This is a genomic window from Actinoplanes sichuanensis (assembly GCF_033097365.1).
Lineage (GTDB): Bacteria > Actinomycetota > Actinomycetes > Mycobacteriales > Micromonosporaceae > Actinoplanes > Actinoplanes sichuanensis.
The window spans coordinates 10,671,436-10,690,154 of the sequence record NZ_AP028461.1 but is presented as its reverse complement, the minus strand read 5'-3'; the positions used below and the strand labels follow the sequence as shown (position 1 = coordinate 10,690,154).

Genomic DNA, 18,719 nt, shown 5'->3' with positions numbered 1-18,719 from the left:
ATGAGACCGATCGTTCTTGTGCATGGATTCTGGGTCACTCCGCGCAGCTGGGAGAACTGGATCGCCCACTACGAGGCGAAGGGGCACCGGGTGATCGCGCCCGCCTACCCCGGCTTCGAGGTCGAGGTGGAGGCCCTCAACGCCGACCCGTCCCCGATCGTGAACGTCACCGTGCCGCAGATCATCGAACACATCGAGGCGGAGATCCGGGCACTGCCCGAGGCGCCGATCATCATCGGTCACTCGGCGGGCGGTGCGTTCACCCAGATCCTGCTCGACCACGGTTTCGGGGCGGCCGGCGTCGCGATGAACTCGGCACCCACCGAGGGGGTCCGGGTGGTCCCGCTGTCCCAGGTCAAGTCGACGTTCCCGGTGCTGAAGAGCCCGGCCAACCGGCACAAGGCGGTGCCGCTGACGCTGGAGCAGTGGACGTACGCGTTCACCAACACGTTCACCCCGGAGGAATCGAAGGCGCTGTACGAGCGGTACGCGATCCCGGCCAACGGTGGCATCCTGTGGGGCAGCGTGCTGGCCAACTTCCAGCCCGGTCACCAGGACACCTGGGTCGACTACCACAACGACGAGCGGGCGCCGCTGCTCTTCGTCGCCGGCTCCGAGGACCACATCATGCCGCCCGAGGTACAACGGTCCAACCACAAGCACTACAAGTCCGACACCGTCACCGAGATCCGCGAGTACGAGGGCTACGCCCACCTGCTGCCGGCCCAGAAGGGATGGCAGCAGATCGCCGACGAGGTCCTCGAGTGGGCTCTGCAGCACGCCCGATGAAGATCACCCACATCGGCGGACCGACCACCCTCATCGAGATCGACGGGGTACGGCTACTCACCGACCCCACCTTCGACGGGCCGGGCCGACGGTACTCGTTCGGCTTCGGTACCTCCTCGGTCAAGACCGCGGGGCCGGCCGTCGCCGCCGACGCCCTCGGCCGCATCGACGCGGTCCTGCTCACCCACGATCACCACAGCGACAACCTGGACGACACCGGCCGGGCACTGCTGCCGTCGGTGCCCGCGGTGCTGACCACGGTCAGCGGAGCCCGGCGGCTCGGTGGCAACTCCACCGGCCTCGCGCCGTGGCAGGAGGCCACCGTCGCCGGCCTGACCGTCACGGCCACCCCGGCACGGCACGGGCCGGTGCTGAGCCGGCCTATCGTCGGCGAGGCGATCGGTTTCGCGCTCCGCCCGGCGGGCGCGTCGTCGGTGGTCTGGATCACCGGGGACACGGTCCTGTACAGCGGAGTCCGGGAGGTGGCGTCCCGGTTCACCGTCGACACGGTCGTCGTCCACCTCGGCGAGGTGCGGTTCGGGCTGACCGGGCCGCTCAAGTACACGATGAACGGACGCGACGCCGCCCGGTTGATCTCCGGTATCCGGCCGCGCCGGGTGGTGCCGGTCCACTACGAGGGCTGGTCGCACTTCCATGAGGGCCGGTCCGGAGTCGAGGCCGCCTTCGAACCGGGCGCCCTGACCTGGCTCACCCCCGGAGTGCCCACCGAGGTCTGACCGGTGGGGCGCTCGCCGTCGTCTCGGCGCACTTCTCGGTGCGCTTCTCGATGCGCTTCGACAGCGGCGAGCGCCCCACCGGATCTCTCACGGTGTCCAGACGGCGTTGTCGTGGGCGAAGACGATCCGGCGCGGATCCAGGGCCAGCAGGGTCTCGATCCATGGCGGCCGGGTGCCGATCCCGGTCCGGTGGGCGAGCGCGTCGTAGGTGAACGCGGTGCTGTTGTCATGGCTCTGACCGGCCACGATCACCGTCCCGTCGGCGGTGGTGACCACCACCGACTGGTGACCGTCGGTGTGGCCCGGAGTCGGCAGGATCCGCACGCCCGGCAGGATCTCCGCCTCGCCGTCCAGTTCCTCGTAGCGGGCTCCGGCGTGATCGACCAGTTCCGGGAGGGTATGCCACTGGACGGTTCGGGCCAGGGCCAACTCGGTCCGCTGTGTGAAGATCGGCCGCCCGGACAGCTCCGGGTTGCCACCGCAGTGGTCGAAGTGGAGGTGGCAGTTCACCACGTACCGGATGTCGTCGATCGTCGTGCCGGAGGCGGCGAGCGCCCCACCGAGCGGAACCCGCCGCGGCTGGTAGTGGCGGTCCACATCCGGATGGCCGCCCATACCGGTATCGACCAGAAGCTGCCCGGCCGGGTGGTCGATCAGATACCCGAGGGTCGGCTCCACCCGGGCCGCGCCGGTGCCGGTCTCCTCGGCCGGGCGCACGAACCATCCAAAATCGACCCGCCGAACCGTGATCCCGCTCATCGCCGAAGTATCACCGGCCAGGCGTCCCGTCCGACCCGAAATCTCCGCCCAGCAGAAACGGAGAAACGTCGGCTGGTCGTGAGGGCTGTCGGGAGCGTCGTGCGACAGGCCCCGCCACCAGCCGCGCACTCCCGCGAAACACAGATCGGCCCGCATCGATACCGATGCGGGCCGATCTTTCTGGTAGTCCCGAAGGGATTCGAACCCTCGCTACCGCCTTGAGAGGGCGGCGTCCTAGGCCGCTAGACGACGGGACCAGAACTTGCCTTTCACCACCCGGTTGCGGCGGCGGACTGAACTCTATCAGCACTCCGCCCGCAGCCGAAATCGAGTATCCACCCACCTCAGCCCGGGTGACCGGCACCACTGAACGCCACCACCCGGCCGCCTCAGCCCGGGTGACCGGCACCACTGAACGCCACCACCCGGCCGCCTCAGCCCGGGTGACCGGCACCACTGGGCGCCACCACCCGGCCGCCGAAAAGCGCCGGACCGACGCATCCGCCCGCCGGCCGCCGAAAAGCGCCGGACCGACGCATCTGCCCGGCGGTCGCGGCAAGGCCTGGAGGGTCGCCTGCGTCGCGGGGCGGCCACGGGACGCGTGGCATGCGGTTGGGGAGGTGTGGCACGTACCGCTCCGTGGTCTGCCCAAAAGAAACAGGCCCGCATCGACTGATGCGGGCCGTTCTCGATGTAGTCCCGAAGGGATTCGAACCCTCGCTACCGCCTTGAGAGGGCGGCGTCCTAGGCCGCTAGACGACGGGACCAGAACGTGCTGCTTCTTCCAGCACTGCCCCCTCCGAGGAGAGGACTGCGCTGGGGTACCAGGACTCGAACCTAGACTAGCTGAACCAGAATCAGCCGGGCTGCCAATTACCCCATACCCCATTTGGCCCGGCTTGCCGCGCCGTGGAGAACTTTACCTGAGGCCTACCGGGCCGCCAAATCGGGTTACCTAAATAGATCCGCGTGACGGCGCACCCACTCGGCGTAGCTCATCGCAGGCCGGTTGAGCAGGGCCGCGGCGGTCGGCAGGGCGGGTTGCGGATGTTCGGCGAGTTGCGCAAGGCCGGTCAGGTACCAGTCGCCGAACTCGCCCATCAGCGACCGATAGTGGGCGGCCGCCGCGTCGCCCGTCAGTTCGACGAAGGTGAGTTTCCGGCCGAGCTCCGCCCCGATCGCGGCGACCTGTTGGCGCCGACTGATCGTCTCCGGCCCGGTCAGCTCGTAGGAGCGGCCGAGGTGATCGTCGGAGAGGAGCACCCGAGCGGCGATCGCGGCGATGTCCTCCTGAGCGATCGGCGCGTTCGCCGCGTCACCCCACGCGTCGCGCACCTCGTCACCGGCCTTGATCTGCGGCGCCCAGTTCGTGCTGTTGGCCATGAACTCACCCGGCTCCAGGTGGGTGTACGGGACACCGCAGGCCTCGACCGCGTCCTCGATCGCCTGCCAGTGCAGGCCCTTCACGCCGGCCAGGTCGACGATGTGTCGCACCCCGGCCTCGGCGGCGGCCCGGCAGACGACGTCGACGGTGGGGATGTGTGGCGCGAGATACATCCGGTCGACGCCGTCGAGGGCGGCGGCGACCCGGTCCGGCCGATCGAAGAAGCCGGTCACCACCTCGACGCCGGGCGGGAGCACGGCCCTCGCCGGGTCGACGGTGAAGGCGCGCACGTCGGTCGCGCCGAGCTCCAGCAGTTCGTCGACGACCATGCGGCCGATGTTGGCGGTGGCGCCGGTCACCAGGATTCGCATTCTCGTACCCCCTACGGAAAGTCTTTCCCGTAGGGTATACGGAATCATGGAGAACTACCCACTGCTGTGGCGGAGAAGTCGGCCCGTCAAGAAGGCCGCCGGCCGGCCGGCCCGACTCACCGTGGACACCGTCGTCGCCGCGGCGATCCGGATCGCCGACGCGGACGGCCTGGAAGCGGCCTCGATGGCGCGGGTCGCGGCCGATCTCGGCGTGGCCACGATGACGCTCTACACGTACGTGCCGTCGCGCGCCGATCTGGTCGCGCTGATGGTCGACGACGTACTGCTGGCCCGGCGGCTGACCGCGGCCGGGGAGAGCTGGCGGGAGCGGGTCGCGCTGTTCGCCGCGCGCACCCGGGAGATGTTTCTGGCGCACCCCTGGCTGACCGAGGTGTCGCTGGTCCGGCCGCCGCTCGGGCCCGGCACGATGGCCGAGCGGGAGTTCCTGATCGCCACGATGACCCTGGCCGGCGTGCCGACCGCGGCGATCAACCGGGCGGCGCTGTCGATCACCGCATACGTCTACGCCTTCGCCCGCGAGGCGGGTGAGGACGCACGGCTGAGCCGGTCCAGCGGCCAGTCCACCGAGTCGTGGTGGCACGAGCGCGGCGACTTCTGGGAGAACTGGTTCGACGTCGAGGCGCACCCGGCGATGACGGCCCTGTGGAACGCCGGCGGATTCGACGAGGGCCAGACCGCCTTCGAGTACGGCCTGGCCCTGTTACTGGACGGGATCGAACGGTCAGTCGAGTGAGACGACCGGGTTCCGCAGTTCGCCGATGCCCTGGATGCTGACCGACACGGTGTCACCGGGCGTGATCCTGCTGACCCCGGCCGGGGTGCCGGTCAGGATGATGTCGCCGGGCAGCAGGGTCATGACGTGCGACACGTACGAGATCAGGCTCGGAATGTCGAAGACCATGTCCTTGGTGCGGCCGATCTGGCGCACCTCGAGGTTCTCCGGGTCGCGGCCGACCTCGCAGCGCACCTCGATGTCGCTGACGTCCAGACCGGTGACGATCCACGGGCCGATCGGGCAGAACGAGTCGAAGCCCTTGGCCCGCGTCCATTGCGGGTCCTTGCGCTGCAGGTCACGAGCGGTCACGTCGTTGCCGCAGGTGTAGCCGAAGATCGCCTTCTCGGCGCCGGCCCGGTCGACGCGGCGGGCACCGCTCGCACCGATCACGACGGCCAGCTCGGCCTCCTCCTCGACGTGCGCGGTGACGCTAGGGATGCGAATCGCGTCGTTCGGCCCGATCACCGAGGTGGAGGGCTTGATGAAGATCAGCGGCTCCTTGGGCACCTCGTTGCCCATCTCCGCGGCGTGGTCGGCGTAGTTGCGGCCGATCCCGATCACCTTGCTGGAGAAGATCGGGGCGAGCAGCCTGATGTCGGCCAGCGCCCACCGCTGGCCGGTGAAGCGCACCTCGTTGAAGGGGATGCTGTCGATCTCGGCGACCGTCAGTCCCGAGGAGCTGTCGCCTTCGACGACGCCGAAGGACACTCCACCAGGGTGGACAAAACGGGCGAAGCGCACGGGGTAATCCCATCTCTAGCGGTGCTGGCGCCTCAAAATCTACGCCGGTCGGGACTCCGCCCCGAGCCGCGGGAACGGCTCCAGCGAGAACACCACCTCGATCGGCACCTCGAAGTAACCGCAGATCCGCAGCGCCAGGTGCAGGCTCGGGCTGAACTCGCCACGCTCCAGGTAGCCCACGGTCTGGTAGTGCACCCCGAGAGCATCGGCGAGCTGCCGTCGCGAGATGCCGCGCTCGGCACGCAGCATCGCGATCCGGTTGTAGGTGACCTCGCTGGCCATGGCTCCCTCACATGGTTCGGGTCAGCGCCCGCTCACGGCGGGCCGCCACCAGCGAGCCGGACTCCCGGCGCGCCATCCGCCGAAGGATGCCCGGCGCCAGCACGAGTCCCACCACGGCCCAGGCCACCAGCACACCGGCGGTCTGCCACGGCTGCCCCGACTCACCGGGCAGGAACGCCGAACGCAGGCCCAACCCTAGCCAGTACATCGGGAAGACCTGCGCGACACCCTGCACCCAGCCGGGCAGCACCGACAGCGGGTAGAAGATCCCGGAGACACCGGTCAGGGCGGTCACCGGAAGCATCAACATGGCGGCACCGCGGATGGTCTGGAAGAGCGCGCCGAGGACGGCGCCGACGGGCAGAAGAGCAAGGAGCGCCAGCGGTACGAGCCAGAGCAGGATCACCATCGTGCCGCCGTCGAACCGCAGCCCGTCGACCAGGAGGGCACCCGGAATCAGTGCGGCCAGACAGCTGATCACCATCACCCCGGAGACCAGGACGATCTTGCCGATCAGGTAGCCGGTCATCCCGTTCGGCGTGGCCTTGGCCCGCAGCAGGGTGCCGTCCTCGCGGTCCATCGTCAGGTACTGCGCGGTGGACGCGATCCCGCCGATCACCAGCAGCATCGCCATCGAGCTGACCAGGCTGTAGGAGCCGAGCGACGTCGTCGAGCCGGGCACCTCGGCGTCACCGATCAGCCACAGCACCACGAGCAGGATCGCCACCGGCAGGAGATAGCCCACGATGTCGGCGGCGTTGGTCACCGTCTGCCGCAGCTCGATCCCGCCGCGCCGCAGGCCCGCCATCAGCAGCCGTCGCCTCATGACCCCTCCGCTTCCCGGACCAGCTTCATATACGTCTCCTCCAGGCTGGCCCGCCGCACCTCCAGGTCGCCGATGGCCTCGCCGTGCTCCCGGAACAGCTCGCGGACGAACCCGGTGGCGTCGGCCGCCGCGTGCACGAACCGGCGCCCGTCCCGTGTCCAGCGGATCTCCGACTCGCCGGCCACCCGCCGGGACAGCTCGTCGGCCGAGCCACTCGCCACGATCCGACCGGCGGCCAGGATCAGGATGCGGTCGGCCAGCCGCTCCGCCTCGTCCAGGTCGTGGGTGGTCAGCAGCACGGTCGTGGAGTCCACATCGGTCATCCGGTGGATCAGATCGTGGAACTCACGCCGCGCCTCCGGGTCGAACCCGACCGTCGGCTCGTCGAGGAAGAGCAGGTCGGGCCGACCCACGATGCCGATCGCCACGTCCAGCCGGCGACGCTGGCCGCCGGAGAGCTTGCCGGTCACCGTGTTCGCCGAGGCGGACAGGCCGACCACGTCGAGCAGCTCGCCGACCGCCCAGGGCCGCCTCTTGTCCGGAGTGGAATAGGCCTCGTAGTAGGACCCGAGGTGCTCCAGCAGCTCACGGACCCGCCACTTGCTGTGGTCGCGCCACGACTGGAGGACCACGCCGAGCCGCGCCCGCCAGGCCTCGTCACCGTCGGCCGGGTCGACACCCAGCACCCGGGCGTGCCCGCCGGACCGCATCCGGAACCCCTCCAGGATCTCGATCGTGGTCGTCTTGCCCGCGCCGTTCGGCCCGAGGAGGACGACCACCTCGCCCGGCGCCGCCGAGAACTCGACGCCGGACAGCACTTCCCTGTCGCCGTAACGCATGCGGAGGTCGCTGACCTCCATCACCGGCGTGTCGACCAAGGTCCCCAACATGTCCAGCACACTATCAAAAGTGTAGTAGGTGTACTACACATCAACGTACGTCTCTCATGCCAGATTCCGTGTCGGAACTCATTCGCGCCAAACGGTGATCGTGTTGATCGCTTCGGCTAGATACATTGGTGCGATGGGGATCAAGCAGGTGAGGGCACTCACCACCACGCTGCCCTCGGTTACCTGGATTCCCCTCGCCCGGGCGCACTCCGAGCGCGCCGACCAGATGACCGCGGGCCACCGCGCCCGTCGTGCGACGGGTGAGAAACACGCCATCGAGGATTTCCTCTACGACTACTACGGGACCAGGCCGTCACTGATGCGCCGCTGGCACCCGGGCGTCGGCACCGGCCTGTCCCCGGCACCGGACGGCCTGGCCGAGCACGCCGGGTGGAAGTTCTACATGTCCTACCCCGACGGTGTCGTCACCCTCGATCAGGACGCGTTCATGCACGCCCGCGCCGAGAGCGTGCGCTACATCCACGGCCTGCTCACCGCGACCGCGTCCCGGCCGGTCTTCTCCGGCTGCTTCGGCCTGCACGAGTGGGCGATGGTCTACCGCGACACCGAGCACCGGCACGAGCTGCCGCTGCGCCTCGGCCAGGCCGGCACCGACGAGGTGGTCGAGCAGCACAGCATCCGCTGCACCCACTTCGACGCGTTCCGCTTCTTCACCCCGGAGGCGGTCGGCCTCAACCGGCTCCAGCCGACCCGGGCCACCCAGGTCGACCTCGATCAGCCCGGCTGTCTGCACGCCGCGATGGATGTGCACAAGTGGGCGCAGAAACTCGGTCCCGCCGTGCCCGGCGCCCTGGCTCTGGACTGCTTCGCCCTGGCCGGTGAGATCCGCCTGCTCGACATGCAGGCCAGCCCCTACGACCTGACCTCCTACGGCCATCCCCCGGTCAAGATCGAGACCGCGGAGGGCAAGGCCGAGTATGTGGCGCGTCAGCGCGAGCTGGCCCGCCGGGCGGCAGGTCTGCGCAGCCGCCTGATCCGGGTCTGCGAGGCCCTGCTGGGTGCCGACGCCGCCGCTCAGAACCGCGAGGCGGTCGCGCCCTTCAACCAGCGCTGAGGCGTCGTCCCGCCGCGGGTCGGGTCAGTCGTCGCTGCCGCGGCGGTTGCGTTTGGTCTGGGCCCGGCGCTTCTTGTCGGCGATGCGGCGCTCCACCGAGCCACGGGTCGGTTTGGTCGCGCGACGGGCCCGAGGCGGCGCGGCGACGGCCCCGGCGATCAGGCCGGCCAGGCGATCGGCGGCGGCCTCCCGGTTACGCAGCTGGGACCGGTGCTCGGAAGCGATGACGGTGATCACACCGCTCACCAGCCGGTTGCCGAGCCGTTCGGCGGCGCGCTCCTTCAACATCGGGGGCAGCAGGTCCGAGCCGAGCACGTCCCACGACAGCTCGACCCTCGAATCGGTGGTGTTGACGCCCTGACCACCGGGGCCGCTCGCGCGGGAGAAACGCCACGAGAGTTCGGCCGCCGGGATGGTCAGGCGGTCATTCACCCGTACGTCCTCAAGCACGCCGCCCAGCATCGCACCCTCCTTGATCCGCGCGCCACGGAGTAAAGCCGCATTCGGGTCGGACAGCGCGGCTCTGCGGGGACGTAGTCGCCACATACAGGGCGGGATCTGCGGCGACGTAGTCGCCACATACAGGGCAAGATTGGTCGGGTGACGTCACCATCCGCACCGGTCGCCGCGACCGGTTATCCGTGGCCCATTGAAACCACGCAGCTCGCGAACGGTCTGCGCGTCGTCGTCAGCGAGGACCGGACGGCGCCAGTCGTCTGCGTCAACCTCTGGTATGACGTCGGCTCCCGGCACGAGCCGCCAGGCCAGACCGGGTTCGCGCATCTCTTCGAGCATCTGATGTTCGAGGGTTCGCAGCACGTGAAGAAGACCGAGCACATGAAGCTGGTCCAGGGCAACGGCGGTTCGCTGAACGCGACCACCAACCCGGACCGGACGAACTACTTCGAGACGATGCCGTCCGAGCATCTGGAGTTGGCGCTCTGGCTGGAGGCCGACCGGATGGGCGGTCTGGTTCCGGCGCTGACCCAGGAGACGCTGGACAACCAGCGTGAGGTGGTCAAGAACGAGCGGCGTCAGCGGTACGAGAACGTGCCCTACGGTGACGCGTGGCTGCGTCTGCTGCCACTGCTGTACCCGGAGGGGCACCCGTACCATCACTCGACGATCGGGTCGATGGAGGATCTGAACGGGGCCGCGCTGGACACGTTCAAGGCGTTCCACCAGCAGTACTACGCGCCGAACAACGCGGTCCTGACGGTCGTCGGCGACACCACCGCGGCCGAGGTGTTCGCGCTGGCGGAGAAGTACTTCGGGGCGATCGCCACGGTTCCCGGCATTCCGGCGGCACCGGACGGGACCCTGCCGATCCCGGCCGACCAGGCGGTACGCGAGGCGGTCACCGCGAACGTGCCGGCTCCGCGGATCTACCTGTCGCACCGCACCTACCCGTTCGGCACGGCCGGGTACGACGCGATCACGGTGCTGTCGACGGTTCTCGGCAGTGGCCGGGGCAGCCGGCTCTACCAGCGGCTCGCCGACGGCTCGCGGATCGCCCAGCCCGACTACATCGGGGCCTACGGGGTGGATCTGGCGCACGCGCCGGCCCCGCTGATCATCACCGCCACCGCGAAGGACGGCGTCGACCTGGAGACGCTGGAGGCGGGCCTGGCCGAGGTGGTGCAGAGCCTGATCGACGAACCGGTCACCGCCGACGAGCTGAACCGGGCGAAGGCGCTGCTGACCACCTCGTGGTGGCGGGGCGTGTCCACGGCGTACGGCCGGGCCGATCTGCTCGGGCGCTATGCGACCCAGTTCGGTGACCCGGCGACCGCCGCCGACCGTCTGCCCAAGTGGCTGGCCGTCACGGCCGAGGACGTCACCGAGGCGGCCCGCCAGGTGCTGCGCCCGGAGTCCCGCGTCACTCTCACCTACGTTCCCGAGGAAGCCGCGTGATGGGCCGCACCGCAGCGAAGCAGGGGCCGGCCCGGCACGCACAAGGAGGCACAGCATGACCCTCGTCACCACCCGTCCGGGCGCCGGAGCGGCCCGGCCGTACTCGTTTCCGGTGATCCGGCGGGTCACCGCGCACGGCGGCACGGTCATCGCGGCCCACATGCCGGGTCAGATCCTGGCGAGCGCCCTGCTCCTGCTGGACGCGGGCGCGGCCCGCGAGGCGGACGGCCGGGAGGGTACGGCCACCGTGCTCGCCAAGTCGTTGGAGGAGGGCACCCGCAAACGGGACTCGGCGGCGTACGCACTGGCCCTGGAGAGCCTGGGCGCGGAGCTGTCCCCCGGGGTGGACTGGGACACCTTCCGGGTCGGGGTGTCCGCCCCGGGTCCGCTGCTGGCCGACGCCGTGCGCCTGGCCGCCGAGGCCGCCCGTACCCCGAAGCTGGACCCGGCCGACGTGCGGCGGGTCCGCGACGACGAGGTCACGGCGCTGCGGATGGACTGGGCGCAACCCGGCCCGCGTGCCGACGCCGCGCTGCGGGCCGACCTGTTCGGTGCCGAGGGGCGGTTCGGTCGGCCGCTGCACGGCGATCCCACGTCGGTGGCCGCGGTGACCGTGGACGACGTGCTCGCCTTCCACGAGGCCTGGCTGCGGCGGCCGGGTGTCCTGCTGGTCGCCGGCGATCTGGACGCGCTCGACCTGGCGGCGCTGGCCGAGGCCGCCTTCGAGGGGACCTCCGGCGAGCCGCTGGAGCAGGAGGGCCCGCTCAGCGCGATTCTGCCGGTCCGGCGGCGCCTGATCCTGGTGGACCGTCCGGACTCGGTGCAGTCGACGCTGCGGCTGGGGCATCGGGCACCGGAGCGGGCCACCCCCGACTACGTGCCGATGACGTTGGCCGCGACGATTCTGGGCGGCGCGTTCACGTCCCGGCTCAACCACCTGATCCGCGAGGTGAAGGGGTACACCTACGGGATCCGTGGGTCGTACGCGATGAGCCGCCGATGGGGCCGCTTCGAGGTGGCCGCCGGGGTGCAGACCGCGGTGACCGCCCCGGCGATCCGGGACACGCTCGGCGAGATCGCCCGCACCCAGGCGGAGGGCATCACCGAGGAGGAGTTGGAGGTGGCGCGTTCGTGGCGGGCCGGCCAGCTGTCGGTGGAGATGCAGACGCCGGGGGCGATCGCCGGGGCGCTGAGCACTCTGGTGGTGCACGGCCTGCCCGACGACTACTACGAGACGCTGCGCCGGGAGTACCTGGAGGCGACCGTCGAGCAGGTGTCGAAGGCGGCCGCCGAGCACCTGCACGTGGACGCCCTGACCCTGGTGGTCGAGGGTGACGGTGCGGTGATCCGGGCCGAGCTCGCCGAGTTCGGCGAGGTCGTCGACGCGGACGTCTGACGACGGACAGGGTGTGCGATCTGATGGTCGCACACCCTGACCAGCGCCTAGCTGTCATGGTTCAGCTAGGCGTACGGTGGATCCATGACGCGCATCGGGTACAACCTTCCGAAGGACCTCCTGCGACGCATGGCCGCCCGAGCCGAAGCCGAGGGCCGGGCCGAGGGCCGCATCTCCGGCATGACCGGGGCCCTGTTCCACGTGCTCAAGGCGCGCGGCGTCGAGGTGTCCGGCGAGGCCCGCGACACCATCCGCGACTGCCGCGATCCCGCTCAGATCTACCGATGGGTCAGGCGGGCGGCGAACGCCGACCGGGTGGAGGATCTGGGTGGCCCGCTCGCCCGACGACCACCGTCGATTCTGTGACCTGAGCCGCGTTCCCCCATCCGGGTTGGCGACCTGCGGATACCGTCGCCGCCATGACGATCACCGACGCGCCACCCGCGGCACGCCCGGCCGGGCGCCGCCGCATCGTGTGGACCGGCCTGCTCTGGCTTTCGCTGATCCCGGCGGTGATCTGGCTCCCGGCGCGGACGTTCGGGTGGGATGCCGGCTTCTGGGTGCAACTGCTGGCGTTCACGCCGTACGTCGCGATCTGGACCTTGCTTCCGGTCCTCGCCGCCCTGGCCACCCGCCGGTGGGCCGCCGCCGCGGTGGCGGCCCTGATCGCTTTCGGGTTCGCCCTGGCCACCGTGCCGCGGGTGGTGGCCGACGGCGACCGAGGCCCGTCGAGCGGCGTCGAGCTGCGGGTGATGACGACGAACATGCTGTTCGGCGGCGCCGACGCCGGCGAGATCGTCAGGCTGGTCCGGGACAACGCGGTCGACGTGCTGGCCGTGCAGGAGTTCACCGAGCGGGGGCAGCAGGCGCTCCAGGCCGCCGGGCTGGAGCAGGTGCTGCCGTTCAACCAGCTCGCCCCGGAGTGGGGTGCGAGCGGTTCCGCCCTCTACTCACGCTACGACTTCGCCGAGCAGGCATCCCGCCGCAACGACGGTGGCTTCCAGCAGGCGCACGCGACCGTGCAGGTGCCGGGCGCCGGGACGGTCTACGTCGAGTCGGTGCACCCGCTCGCCCCGTCGAGCCGGGACGTGGTGTCCGGCTGGAGCGCCGACCTCGCCGACCAGGTGCCGGCCGCCGGCGGGCTGCCGAAGGTCCTGCTGGGCGACTTCAACGCGACCCTCGACCACAAGCCGCTGCGTGACCTGATCGCCACCGGTTACCGGGATGCCGCCGACGCCGTCGGGAAGGGCTGGATCGGCACGTGGGGCCCGTACGACGGGGATCCGATTCCGCCGGTCACCATCGACCACGTGTTGGCCGATGACCGGATCGGGGTGAAAGATGTCCAGGTGCACAGTGTGAAGGACTCCGATCACCGAGCGGTGATCGCCTGGCTGACCGTCCCGGCCACATGAGCGACATCTCGATCCGGCTGATCAGCCCGGCCGACGCCGAGGCGATGGCGGCCCTGCTACGGGCCAATCGCGAGCACATGGCGCCCTGGGACCCGCTGCGCGAGGAGAGCTACTACACCCCCGAGGGCCAGTGGCAGGTCATCTCCGACTCCCTGCGGTCCGGCAACGCGTTGCCGCACGCGATCGTCGAGGGCGGCCGGATCATCGGCCGGGTCAATCTGTCGAACGTGGTGCACGGTGCGTTCCAGTCGGCGAACCTGGGCTACTGGGTGGACGCGGCGGCCACCGGGCGGGGCGTCGCGAGCGCCGCTGTCGCGGCGGTGGCCGAGGCGGCCTTCCTCACTTACGGTCTGCATCGGCTCGAGGCGGGCACGATGCTTCATAACGTACGGTCACAGCGTGTCCTGGAGCGCAACGGCTTCGTCCGGTTCGGGATGGCGCCCAGGTACCTGCGGATCGCCGGTGACTGGGCGGACCACTACCTCTTCCAGCTGCTCTCGGAAAACTGGTTGGAGACGCGTTCCGCCACCTCGTAGCATCGTCGGCATGATGCTCAGCTCGATGACGACCACGCCGGGAGTTCCCGGCGACGAGTCGATGCTGCGCTAGAGAGCGACGACCGGCCCCGGGCGACATGCCCGGGGCTTTGTCGTCCGGGGTCCCCGAAACGAGGGAGACCCGACATGTCCATCGATCACCGCCGGCTCGGCCGCGAGCTGAACCTCTTCGACTCCGATCCGCTGATCGGCGCCGGCCTGCCGTTCTGGCTGCCGGACGGCGCGGCCGCCCGTCACGAGGTGGAGTCCTATCTGTACGACCTGGAGCGGCGCGCCGGATATCGGCACGTGTATTCACCGGCTCTGGGCAAACGCCGGATGTACGAGCTCTCCGGTCACTGGCGCAACTTCGCCGACGACATGTTCCCGCCGATCCGGGTCGGCGACGACGAGCTGGTGCTGCGGCCCAGCCTGTGCCCGCATCACGCGCTGATCTTCAAGTCGCGCGGGCGGTCGTACCGGGATCTGCCGTTGCGGATCGCCGAGCTCGGACCGATGTACCGGGCCGAGCGGTCGGGCGTGGTCGGCGGCCTGTCCCGGGTCCGGCAGATGCTGCTCAACGACGCGCACATCTTCTGCGCCGAGGAGCAGGCCGGTGCCGAGGTGGCCGGGGTACTGGCACTGATGCGGCGGGCGCACGCCTCGCTCGGCATGGGCCCGGTCGCCTACCAGCTGTCGCTGCGCGGGCCGGGGAAGAAGTACGGCGGTGACGACGACTCGTGGGCCCGGGCCGAGGCGCTGCTGCGCGGGGCGCTGGCCGAGGCGGGGGTCGAGTACGCGGCGGTGCCCGGTGAGGCCGCGTTCTACGGCCCGAAGATCGACATCCAGGTCGCCGATCCGTCCGGTCGGGAGTGGACCCTCGCCACCGTACAGATCGACTATCACCAGCCGGAGCGGTTCGAGCTGGAGTACGCGAACGCGAGCGGCGGGCGGGATCGGCCGGTGATGGTGCACCGCAGTCTGGCCGGGTCGATGGAGCGGCTGTTCGGGCACCTGATCGAGGTGCACGAGGGCGCGTTCCCGGTCTGGTACGCACCGGTCCAGCTGGCCGTCCTACCGCTCGGCGCCGACCAGGACGCGGCGGCCCGCTCGTTCGCGGACTCGGCCGCCGACCTGCGGGTGGCGGTGGTGCCCGACGGCTCGGTCGGCGCCCGCATCCGGGACCACCGCCGGGTTCCGTACATCGCGGTGATCGGCGCCCGGGAGGCCGCCTCGGGTCGGGTCGCCCTGCGACTCCGGGACGGGAGCCGGCTGGATCCGATGCCCGAGGCGGCGGCGATCGACCTGATCAGAGCCGCCGCCCGGGAACAGCGGTCAGGAAGCGGGAGCTGACGTACGGGCCAGGCCGTAGGTGAGGGCGTCGACCAGGGCCGTCCAGCTGGCCTCGACGATGTTCTCGTGCACGCCGACGGTGGTCCACTCCCGGTTGTGGTCGCTGGTCTCCAGCAGCACCCGGGTGACGGCGTTCGTACCGTGGCTGCCCTCCAGGATCCGCACCTTGTAGTCGGTCAGCTCGAACGACTTGAGGTGCGCGTAGTGGCTGGTCAGTGCGGTACGCAAGGCCTCGTCGAGGGCGTTGACCGGGCCGTTGCCCTCGGCCGTGGCGATCACCCGTTCACCGCGGACCCGCACCTTCACGGTCGCCTCGGAGATGACCGTGCCGTCCTCCCGGTGCTCGACCAGCACCCGGTACGACTCCAGGGTGAACGGCCGGGCCAGGTCGGCACCGGGCAGCTCACTGCGTACCAGCAGCTCGAACGAGGCGTCGGCGGCCTCGAACGACCAGCCGGTGGCCTCCAGGTCCTTGACCTTCCGGGTCACCTTCGTCAGGGTGTCCGGGTGGCCGGCCAGGTCCAGTCCGAGCTCACGGCTCTTGAGCTCGATGCTGGCCCGGCCGGCCATCTCCGTTACCAGGATCCGCATGTCATTGCCCACCACCGACGGGTCGACGTGGTTGTAGAGCAGCGGATCCACCTTGATCGCGCTCGCGTGCAGGCCCGCCTTGTGGGCGAACGCCGCGGCCCCGACATAGGCCTGGTGGGTGTCGGGGGCGATGTTGGCGATCTCGGCGAGCGCGGTGGAGACCCGCGTCGCCTTCTCCAGGCATCCGTCCGGTAGGACCTTCAGCCCGAGCTTGAGTTGCAGGTTGCTGACCACGGCGAACAGGTCGGCGTTGCCGGGGCGTTCGCCGTACCCGTTGGCCGTGCACTGGAAGTGCTTGACGCCGGCCTCGACGGCGGCGACCGTGTTCGCGACCGCGCAGGCGGTGTCGTTCTGGCAGTGGATGCCGAGCTGGTCCGGGCTCACCCCGGTCAGTTCCACGACCTGCTCGATCGCCTTGGTGACCATCGAGGGGAGCATGCCGCCGTTGGTGTCGCACATGATGACCCGTTCGGCGCCGGCCTCGAACGCCGCCTTGACGACGCTCGCCGTGTACGCCGGGTCGTGGCGGAAGCCGTCGAAGAAGTGCTCACAGTCGACGAACGCGCGCCGCCCGTTCGCCACCAGGTGCCGGACCGTGTCGCGGACCATGTCCAGGTTCTCGTCGCCGGTGGTGCGCAGCGCCCGCTCCACGTGCCTGATGTCCGACTTGGCGACCACGCAGACCACCGGGGTCTCGGCGTCGAGCAGCGCCTTGACCTGCGGATCCTCGGCCACGTCGACACCCGCCTTGCGGGTCGCGCCGAACGCGACGAGCACCGCGTGTTTCAGGTCCAGCTCGGTCTTCGCCCGTTCGAAGAACTCGGTGTCCTTGGGCATGGCGCCCGGCCAGCCACCCTCGATGAAACCCACGCCGAATTCGTCCAGCAGACGCGCGACCGCGAGCTTGTCGGCGACCGTGTAGCTGATTCCCTCACGCTGCCCGCCGTCCCGCAGCGTCGTGTCGAACACCTGGTAGTCCATCGGGGAAGTCCTTTCGATCGGTCACCGCCAAGCACAACAAAAAGACCCCCCGCGGATGCGGGAGGTCTGCGCGTCGGCGGAGAGTCAGCCGGCGCGCTAGGTGCGAATAATCAGCACGGAGCGGGTCACGATCCGAAGCATGCCACGCGATGCCACGAGATGAGACCGAAATCCACTGGCTGGGACGGCGAGAGTGACGAATTCGACCGGCCGAGTGGTCGCCGGCGCCGGTTAGGTTGGGAACGTGGTCGCCGAATCGTATTCACGAAGTCTCCCGTTCACGAAGGCCTACAACTTCCGGGACGTCGGCGGTTACGCCGGCCTCGACGGGCGGCGGGTCCGCTGGCGGCGGTTGTTCCGGGCCGACTCGCTGCACCGGATGCACGAGGCCGACGGCGAGGCGTTCGCCGCCCTCGGCATCCGTACCGTCATCGACCTGCGCCGCGAGTTCGAGGTGCAGAAGTTCGGCCGGGTGCCCGAGGAACACGGCGTCGACTACCGCAACCTGGTGATCCGGCATGTCGACTGGGAGGAGATCGCGCACACCGACGACATCCTCCACGAGCGCTGGCTGGCCGACCGCTACCTCAACTTCGCCGAGGACGGCCGCGAGGGCATCGCCGATTCGCTGCGGGTCATCGCGAACGCCGAGGCCGCCCCGGTCGTGGTGCACTGCATGGCCGGAAAGGACCGGACCGGCACGGTCTGCGCGCTGACGCTGTCCCTGCTCGGGGTGTCCGACGAGGACATCGCCGCCGACTATGCCCTGACCACCGAGGCGATGCGGCCGCTCACCGAGTACCTGATGCGGGCCGCTCCGGAGGCGGTCAAGGGCAACGAGCACATGTTCGACTCCCCGGCCGAGGCGATGCAGCTCTTCCTGGACGACCTCCGCGCCCTGCACGGCTCGGTCGAGGCCTACATCAAGGAGATCGGCCTGACCGACGACGAGCTGCATGCCTTGCGGTCGCACATGCTCACCGACATCTAGGGGTACGACAATCCGACACCCTCCCCGCCTACGACGAGGCCCACCTGGCCTCAGCCGACCTGACAGACGTAGCCCCAACGGAATACCGAGCCGACGCCGTGGTCACCCTGACCCGGATGGGCGAGATCGTCTTCGCGGTCGTGGTCGAGGTCCAACGACGCGTCGACAAGAAGAAACGACGAAGTTGGCCCGCCTACGTCGCGAGCCTGCACGCCCGCCTGGGTTGCCGAGTCGATCTGCTGGTCGTCTGCCCCGACCAGAAGGTGGCAGATTGGGCCGCCTCGCCCATCGTCATCAGTCTCTCGCAGTCGACGATCCATCCGGTGGCCTTCGGTCCAGCCCAGACGCCGGTCATCACCGATCCGGAAACCGCCCGGCGGTTACCCGAGCTGACCGTACTGTCCACGCTCGCCCACGCGAACCGTTCCAACCCGATTCCGCTGTTCGAGGCCCTGTTCGCAGCCCTCGAGGCGATCGATTCCGCCCAGGCCGGCATCTACCATGACTTTGTGCGTGGGGTACTACCGGCAGCATCCCGCAAGCTTCTGGAGGATCTTGTGAGCACCACCAAAGACCGATACTTCAGCGACTGGGCACGGCAGCAACACGCCGAAGGCATGGCGGAGGGTGAGGCGCGCTCGCTCATCACGGTCCTGACCGCACGGGGCATCGAGGTCTCCGACGAAGCGCGCGCGACGATCACCGCCTGCACCGACCTCGAACAGCTCGATCAGTGGATCCAGCGGGCAGCTGTCGCCGAGCGCATCGAGGACCTGGGTGGATCACTCGCCGGATGACGGCCGGCCGCTGAGTGGTCAGGGACGCATCAGCCCGGCGGGCGCGTTTCGACTCGGACGTGGCGCATTGCTTGCGGCGTAGTTCGGGACGGGTG

At 69.8% G+C, this 18,719-nt stretch carries 20 protein-coding genes and 3 tRNA genes; 12 read left to right on the top strand and 11 right to left on the bottom strand.

Annotated elements, in window-relative coordinates:
• Together Q0Z83_RS49185 and Q0Z83_RS49180 are read left to right on the top strand one after the other, a co-directional pair.
• A complete protein-coding gene (locus Q0Z83_RS49185; protein ID WP_317790470.1) occupies window positions 1-789 on the top strand; it encodes an alpha/beta hydrolase in 789 nt (262 codons plus the stop codon).
• Entirely contained in the window at window positions 786-1,526 is a 741-nt protein-coding gene (locus tag Q0Z83_RS49180; protein WP_317790469.1) for an MBL fold metallo-hydrolase, read from the top strand. Before Q0Z83_RS49185 ends, Q0Z83_RS49180 begins: the two co-directional genes overlap by 4 nt.
• A gap of 87 nt (window positions 1,527-1,613) precedes the next feature.
• Here Q0Z83_RS49180 and Q0Z83_RS49175 read toward each other — a convergent pair whose 3' ends face one another.
• From Q0Z83_RS49175 to Q0Z83_RS49155, 5 genes are all read right to left on the bottom strand, one after another.
• Window positions 1,614-2,285: an N-acyl homoserine lactonase family protein gene (locus tag Q0Z83_RS49175; RefSeq protein ID WP_317790468.1), complete on the bottom strand. Its 672-nt coding sequence runs from the start codon at window positions 2,283-2,285 to the stop codon at window positions 1,614-1,616.
• Between the two features lie 181 nt (window positions 2,286-2,466).
• Window positions 2,467-2,542 (bottom strand) — tRNA-Glu (locus Q0Z83_RS49170).
• A gap of 437 nt (window positions 2,543-2,979) precedes the next feature.
• Window positions 2,980-3,052, bottom strand: a tRNA-Glu gene (locus Q0Z83_RS49165).
• A 49-nt stretch (window positions 3,053-3,101) separates the two neighbouring features.
• Window positions 3,102-3,173: transfer RNA gene (locus Q0Z83_RS49160), tRNA-Gln, on the bottom strand.
• Window positions 3,174-3,236: 63 nt separating this feature from the next.
• Window positions 3,237-4,040: an SDR family oxidoreductase gene (locus Q0Z83_RS49155; RefSeq protein WP_317790467.1), complete on the bottom strand. Its 804-nt coding sequence runs from the start codon at window positions 4,038-4,040 to the stop codon at window positions 3,237-3,239.
• A gap of 46 nt (window positions 4,041-4,086) precedes the next feature.
• Here Q0Z83_RS49155 and Q0Z83_RS49150 point away from each other — a divergent pair, with 46 nt between their 5' ends.
• Window positions 4,087-4,794, top strand: a complete 708-nt coding sequence (locus Q0Z83_RS49150) for a TetR/AcrR family transcriptional regulator (protein ID WP_317790466.1) — start codon at window positions 4,087-4,089, stop codon at window positions 4,792-4,794.
• Here the strand turns inward: Q0Z83_RS49150 and Q0Z83_RS49145 are convergent.
• Genes Q0Z83_RS49145 through Q0Z83_RS49130 form a run of 4 tightly spaced genes read right to left on the bottom strand, consistent with a single transcriptional unit; the run spans window position 4,783 to window position 7,575 of the window.
• Window positions 4,783-5,577, bottom strand: coding sequence for a fumarylacetoacetate hydrolase family protein (locus Q0Z83_RS49145; RefSeq protein WP_317790465.1), 795 nt, complete (start codon window positions 5,575-5,577; stop codon window positions 4,783-4,785). The genes Q0Z83_RS49150 and Q0Z83_RS49145 overlap by 12 nt on opposite strands.
• Before the next feature lie 39 nt (window positions 5,578-5,616).
• On the bottom strand, window positions 5,617-5,859 hold the full coding sequence (locus Q0Z83_RS49140; RefSeq protein ID WP_317790464.1) for a helix-turn-helix transcriptional regulator: 243 nt from the start codon (window positions 5,857-5,859) through the stop codon (window positions 5,617-5,619).
• Between the two features lie 7 nt (window positions 5,860-5,866).
• Window positions 5,867-6,685, bottom strand: coding sequence for an ABC transporter permease (locus Q0Z83_RS49135; protein WP_317790463.1), 819 nt, complete (start codon window positions 6,683-6,685; stop codon window positions 5,867-5,869).
• Window positions 6,682-7,575, bottom strand: coding sequence for an ABC transporter ATP-binding protein (locus Q0Z83_RS49130; RefSeq protein WP_317790462.1), 894 nt, complete (start codon window positions 7,573-7,575; stop codon window positions 6,682-6,684). The genes Q0Z83_RS49135 and Q0Z83_RS49130 overlap by 4 nt, the downstream gene beginning before the upstream one ends.
• Before the next feature lie 133 nt (window positions 7,576-7,708).
• Between Q0Z83_RS49130 and Q0Z83_RS49125 the strand changes: the two genes are divergently transcribed.
• Window positions 7,709-8,650 carry a 3-methyladenine DNA glycosylase gene (locus Q0Z83_RS49125; RefSeq protein ID WP_317790461.1) on the top strand — a complete coding sequence of 314 codons (942 nt, stop codon included), beginning with the start codon at window positions 7,709-7,711 and terminating at the stop codon, window positions 8,648-8,650.
• Between the two features lie 24 nt (window positions 8,651-8,674).
• Here the strand turns inward: Q0Z83_RS49125 and arfB are convergent, their stop codons facing one another.
• A complete protein-coding gene (arfB, locus tag Q0Z83_RS49120) occupies window positions 8,675-9,112 on the bottom strand; it encodes an alternative ribosome rescue aminoacyl-tRNA hydrolase ArfB (RefSeq protein ID WP_378078913.1) in 438 nt (145 codons plus the stop codon).
• Window positions 9,113-9,250: 138 nt separating this feature from the next.
• Between arfB and Q0Z83_RS49115 the strand changes: the two genes are divergently transcribed.
• From Q0Z83_RS49115 to thrS, 6 genes are all read left to right on the top strand, one after another.
• On the top strand, window positions 9,251-10,564 hold the full coding sequence (locus Q0Z83_RS49115) for a M16 family metallopeptidase (protein WP_317790460.1): 1,314 nt from the start codon (window positions 9,251-9,253) through the stop codon (window positions 10,562-10,564).
• A 55-nt stretch (window positions 10,565-10,619) separates the two neighbouring features.
• Entirely contained in the window at window positions 10,620-11,960 is a 1,341-nt protein-coding gene (locus Q0Z83_RS49110; RefSeq protein WP_317790459.1) for a M16 family metallopeptidase, read from the top strand.
• 84 nt (window positions 11,961-12,044) lie between these two features.
• Window positions 12,045-12,326 carry a hypothetical protein gene (locus Q0Z83_RS49105; RefSeq protein WP_317790458.1) on the top strand — a complete coding sequence of 94 codons (282 nt, stop codon included), beginning with the start codon at window positions 12,045-12,047 and terminating at the stop codon, window positions 12,324-12,326.
• A gap of 53 nt (window positions 12,327-12,379) precedes the next feature.
• Window positions 12,380-13,375: an endonuclease/exonuclease/phosphatase family protein gene (locus Q0Z83_RS49100; protein ID WP_317790457.1), complete on the top strand. Its 996-nt coding sequence runs from the start codon at window positions 12,380-12,382 to the stop codon at window positions 13,373-13,375.
• Window positions 13,372-13,911: a GNAT family N-acetyltransferase gene (locus tag Q0Z83_RS49095; protein ID WP_378078912.1), complete on the top strand. Its 540-nt coding sequence runs from the start codon at window positions 13,372-13,374 to the stop codon at window positions 13,909-13,911. Before Q0Z83_RS49100 ends, Q0Z83_RS49095 begins: the two co-directional genes overlap by 4 nt.
• Window positions 13,912-14,058: 147 nt before the next feature.
• Entirely contained in the window at window positions 14,059-15,264 is a 1,206-nt protein-coding gene (gene thrS / locus Q0Z83_RS49090; protein WP_317790456.1) for a threonine--tRNA ligase, read from the top strand.
• Here thrS and cimA read toward each other — a convergent pair.
• The gene (gene cimA / locus Q0Z83_RS49085; RefSeq protein WP_317790455.1) at window positions 15,247-16,836 is read right to left on the bottom strand and encodes a citramalate synthase; all 1,590 of its coding nucleotides are present in this window, start codon (window positions 16,834-16,836) and stop codon (window positions 15,247-15,249) included. The genes thrS and cimA overlap by 18 nt on opposite strands.
• A 244-nt stretch (window positions 16,837-17,080) precedes the next feature.
• Between cimA and Q0Z83_RS49080 the strand changes: the two genes are divergently transcribed.
• Both Q0Z83_RS49080 and Q0Z83_RS49075 read left to right on the top strand, forming a co-directional pair.
• Window positions 17,081-17,827, top strand: a complete 747-nt coding sequence (locus Q0Z83_RS49080) for a tyrosine-protein phosphatase (protein ID WP_317790454.1) — start codon at window positions 17,081-17,083, stop codon at window positions 17,825-17,827.
• 116 nt (window positions 17,828-17,943) lie between these two features.
• Window positions 17,944-18,624 (top strand): hypothetical protein, encoded by a 681-nt coding sequence (locus tag Q0Z83_RS49075; RefSeq protein WP_317790453.1) that lies wholly within the window; start codon window positions 17,944-17,946, stop codon window positions 18,622-18,624.
• The last annotated feature ends 95 nt before the right edge of the window (window positions 18,625-18,719 follow it).

Bases quoted from the DNA above. Each gene is read 5' to 3' on its own strand.
- Q0Z83_RS49075 (WP_317790453.1), top strand. From the start codon at position 17,944: ATGGGCGAGATCGTCTTCGCGGTCGTGGTCGAGGTCCAACGACGCGTC.
- Q0Z83_RS49130 (WP_317790462.1), bottom strand. From the start codon at position 7,575: ATGTTGGGGACCTTGGTCGACACGCCGGTGATGGAGGTCAGCGACCTC.
- Q0Z83_RS49150 (WP_317790466.1), top strand. From the start codon at position 4,087: ATGGAGAACTACCCACTGCTGTGGCGGAGAAGTCGGCCCGTCAAGAAG.
- Q0Z83_RS49125 (WP_317790461.1), top strand. From the start codon at position 7,709: ATGGGGATCAAGCAGGTGAGGGCACTCACCACCACGCTGCCCTCGGTT.
- Q0Z83_RS49110 (WP_317790459.1), top strand. From the start codon at position 10,620: ATGACCCTCGTCACCACCCGTCCGGGCGCCGGAGCGGCCCGGCCGTAC.
- Q0Z83_RS49095 (WP_378078912.1), top strand. From the start codon at position 13,372: ATGAGCGACATCTCGATCCGGCTGATCAGCCCGGCCGACGCCGAGGCG.
- cimA (WP_317790455.1), bottom strand. From the start codon at position 16,836: ATGGACTACCAGGTGTTCGACACGACGCTGCGGGACGGCGGGCAGCGT.
- Q0Z83_RS49100 (WP_317790457.1), top strand. From the start codon at position 12,380: ATGACGATCACCGACGCGCCACCCGCGGCACGCCCGGCCGGGCGCCGC.
- arfB (WP_378078913.1), bottom strand. From the start codon at position 9,112: ATGCTGGGCGGCGTGCTTGAGGACGTACGGGTGAATGACCGCCTGACC.
- Q0Z83_RS49105 (WP_317790458.1), top strand. From the start codon at position 12,045: ATGACGCGCATCGGGTACAACCTTCCGAAGGACCTCCTGCGACGCATG.
- Q0Z83_RS49175 (WP_317790468.1), bottom strand. From the start codon at position 2,285: ATGAGCGGGATCACGGTTCGGCGGGTCGATTTTGGATGGTTCGTGCGC.
- Q0Z83_RS49155 (WP_317790467.1), bottom strand. From the start codon at position 4,040: ATGCGAATCCTGGTGACCGGCGCCACCGCCAACATCGGCCGCATGGTC.
- Q0Z83_RS49135 (WP_317790463.1), bottom strand. From the start codon at position 6,685: ATGAGGCGACGGCTGCTGATGGCGGGCCTGCGGCGCGGCGGGATCGAG.
- Q0Z83_RS49185 (WP_317790470.1), top strand. From the start codon at position 1: ATGAGACCGATCGTTCTTGTGCATGGATTCTGGGTCACTCCGCGCAGC.
- Q0Z83_RS49180 (WP_317790469.1), top strand. From the start codon at position 786: ATGAAGATCACCCACATCGGCGGACCGACCACCCTCATCGAGATCGAC.
- Q0Z83_RS49140 (WP_317790464.1), bottom strand. From the start codon at position 5,859: ATGGCCAGCGAGGTCACCTACAACCGGATCGCGATGCTGCGTGCCGAG.
- thrS (WP_317790456.1), top strand. From the start codon at position 14,059: ATGTCCATCGATCACCGCCGGCTCGGCCGCGAGCTGAACCTCTTCGAC.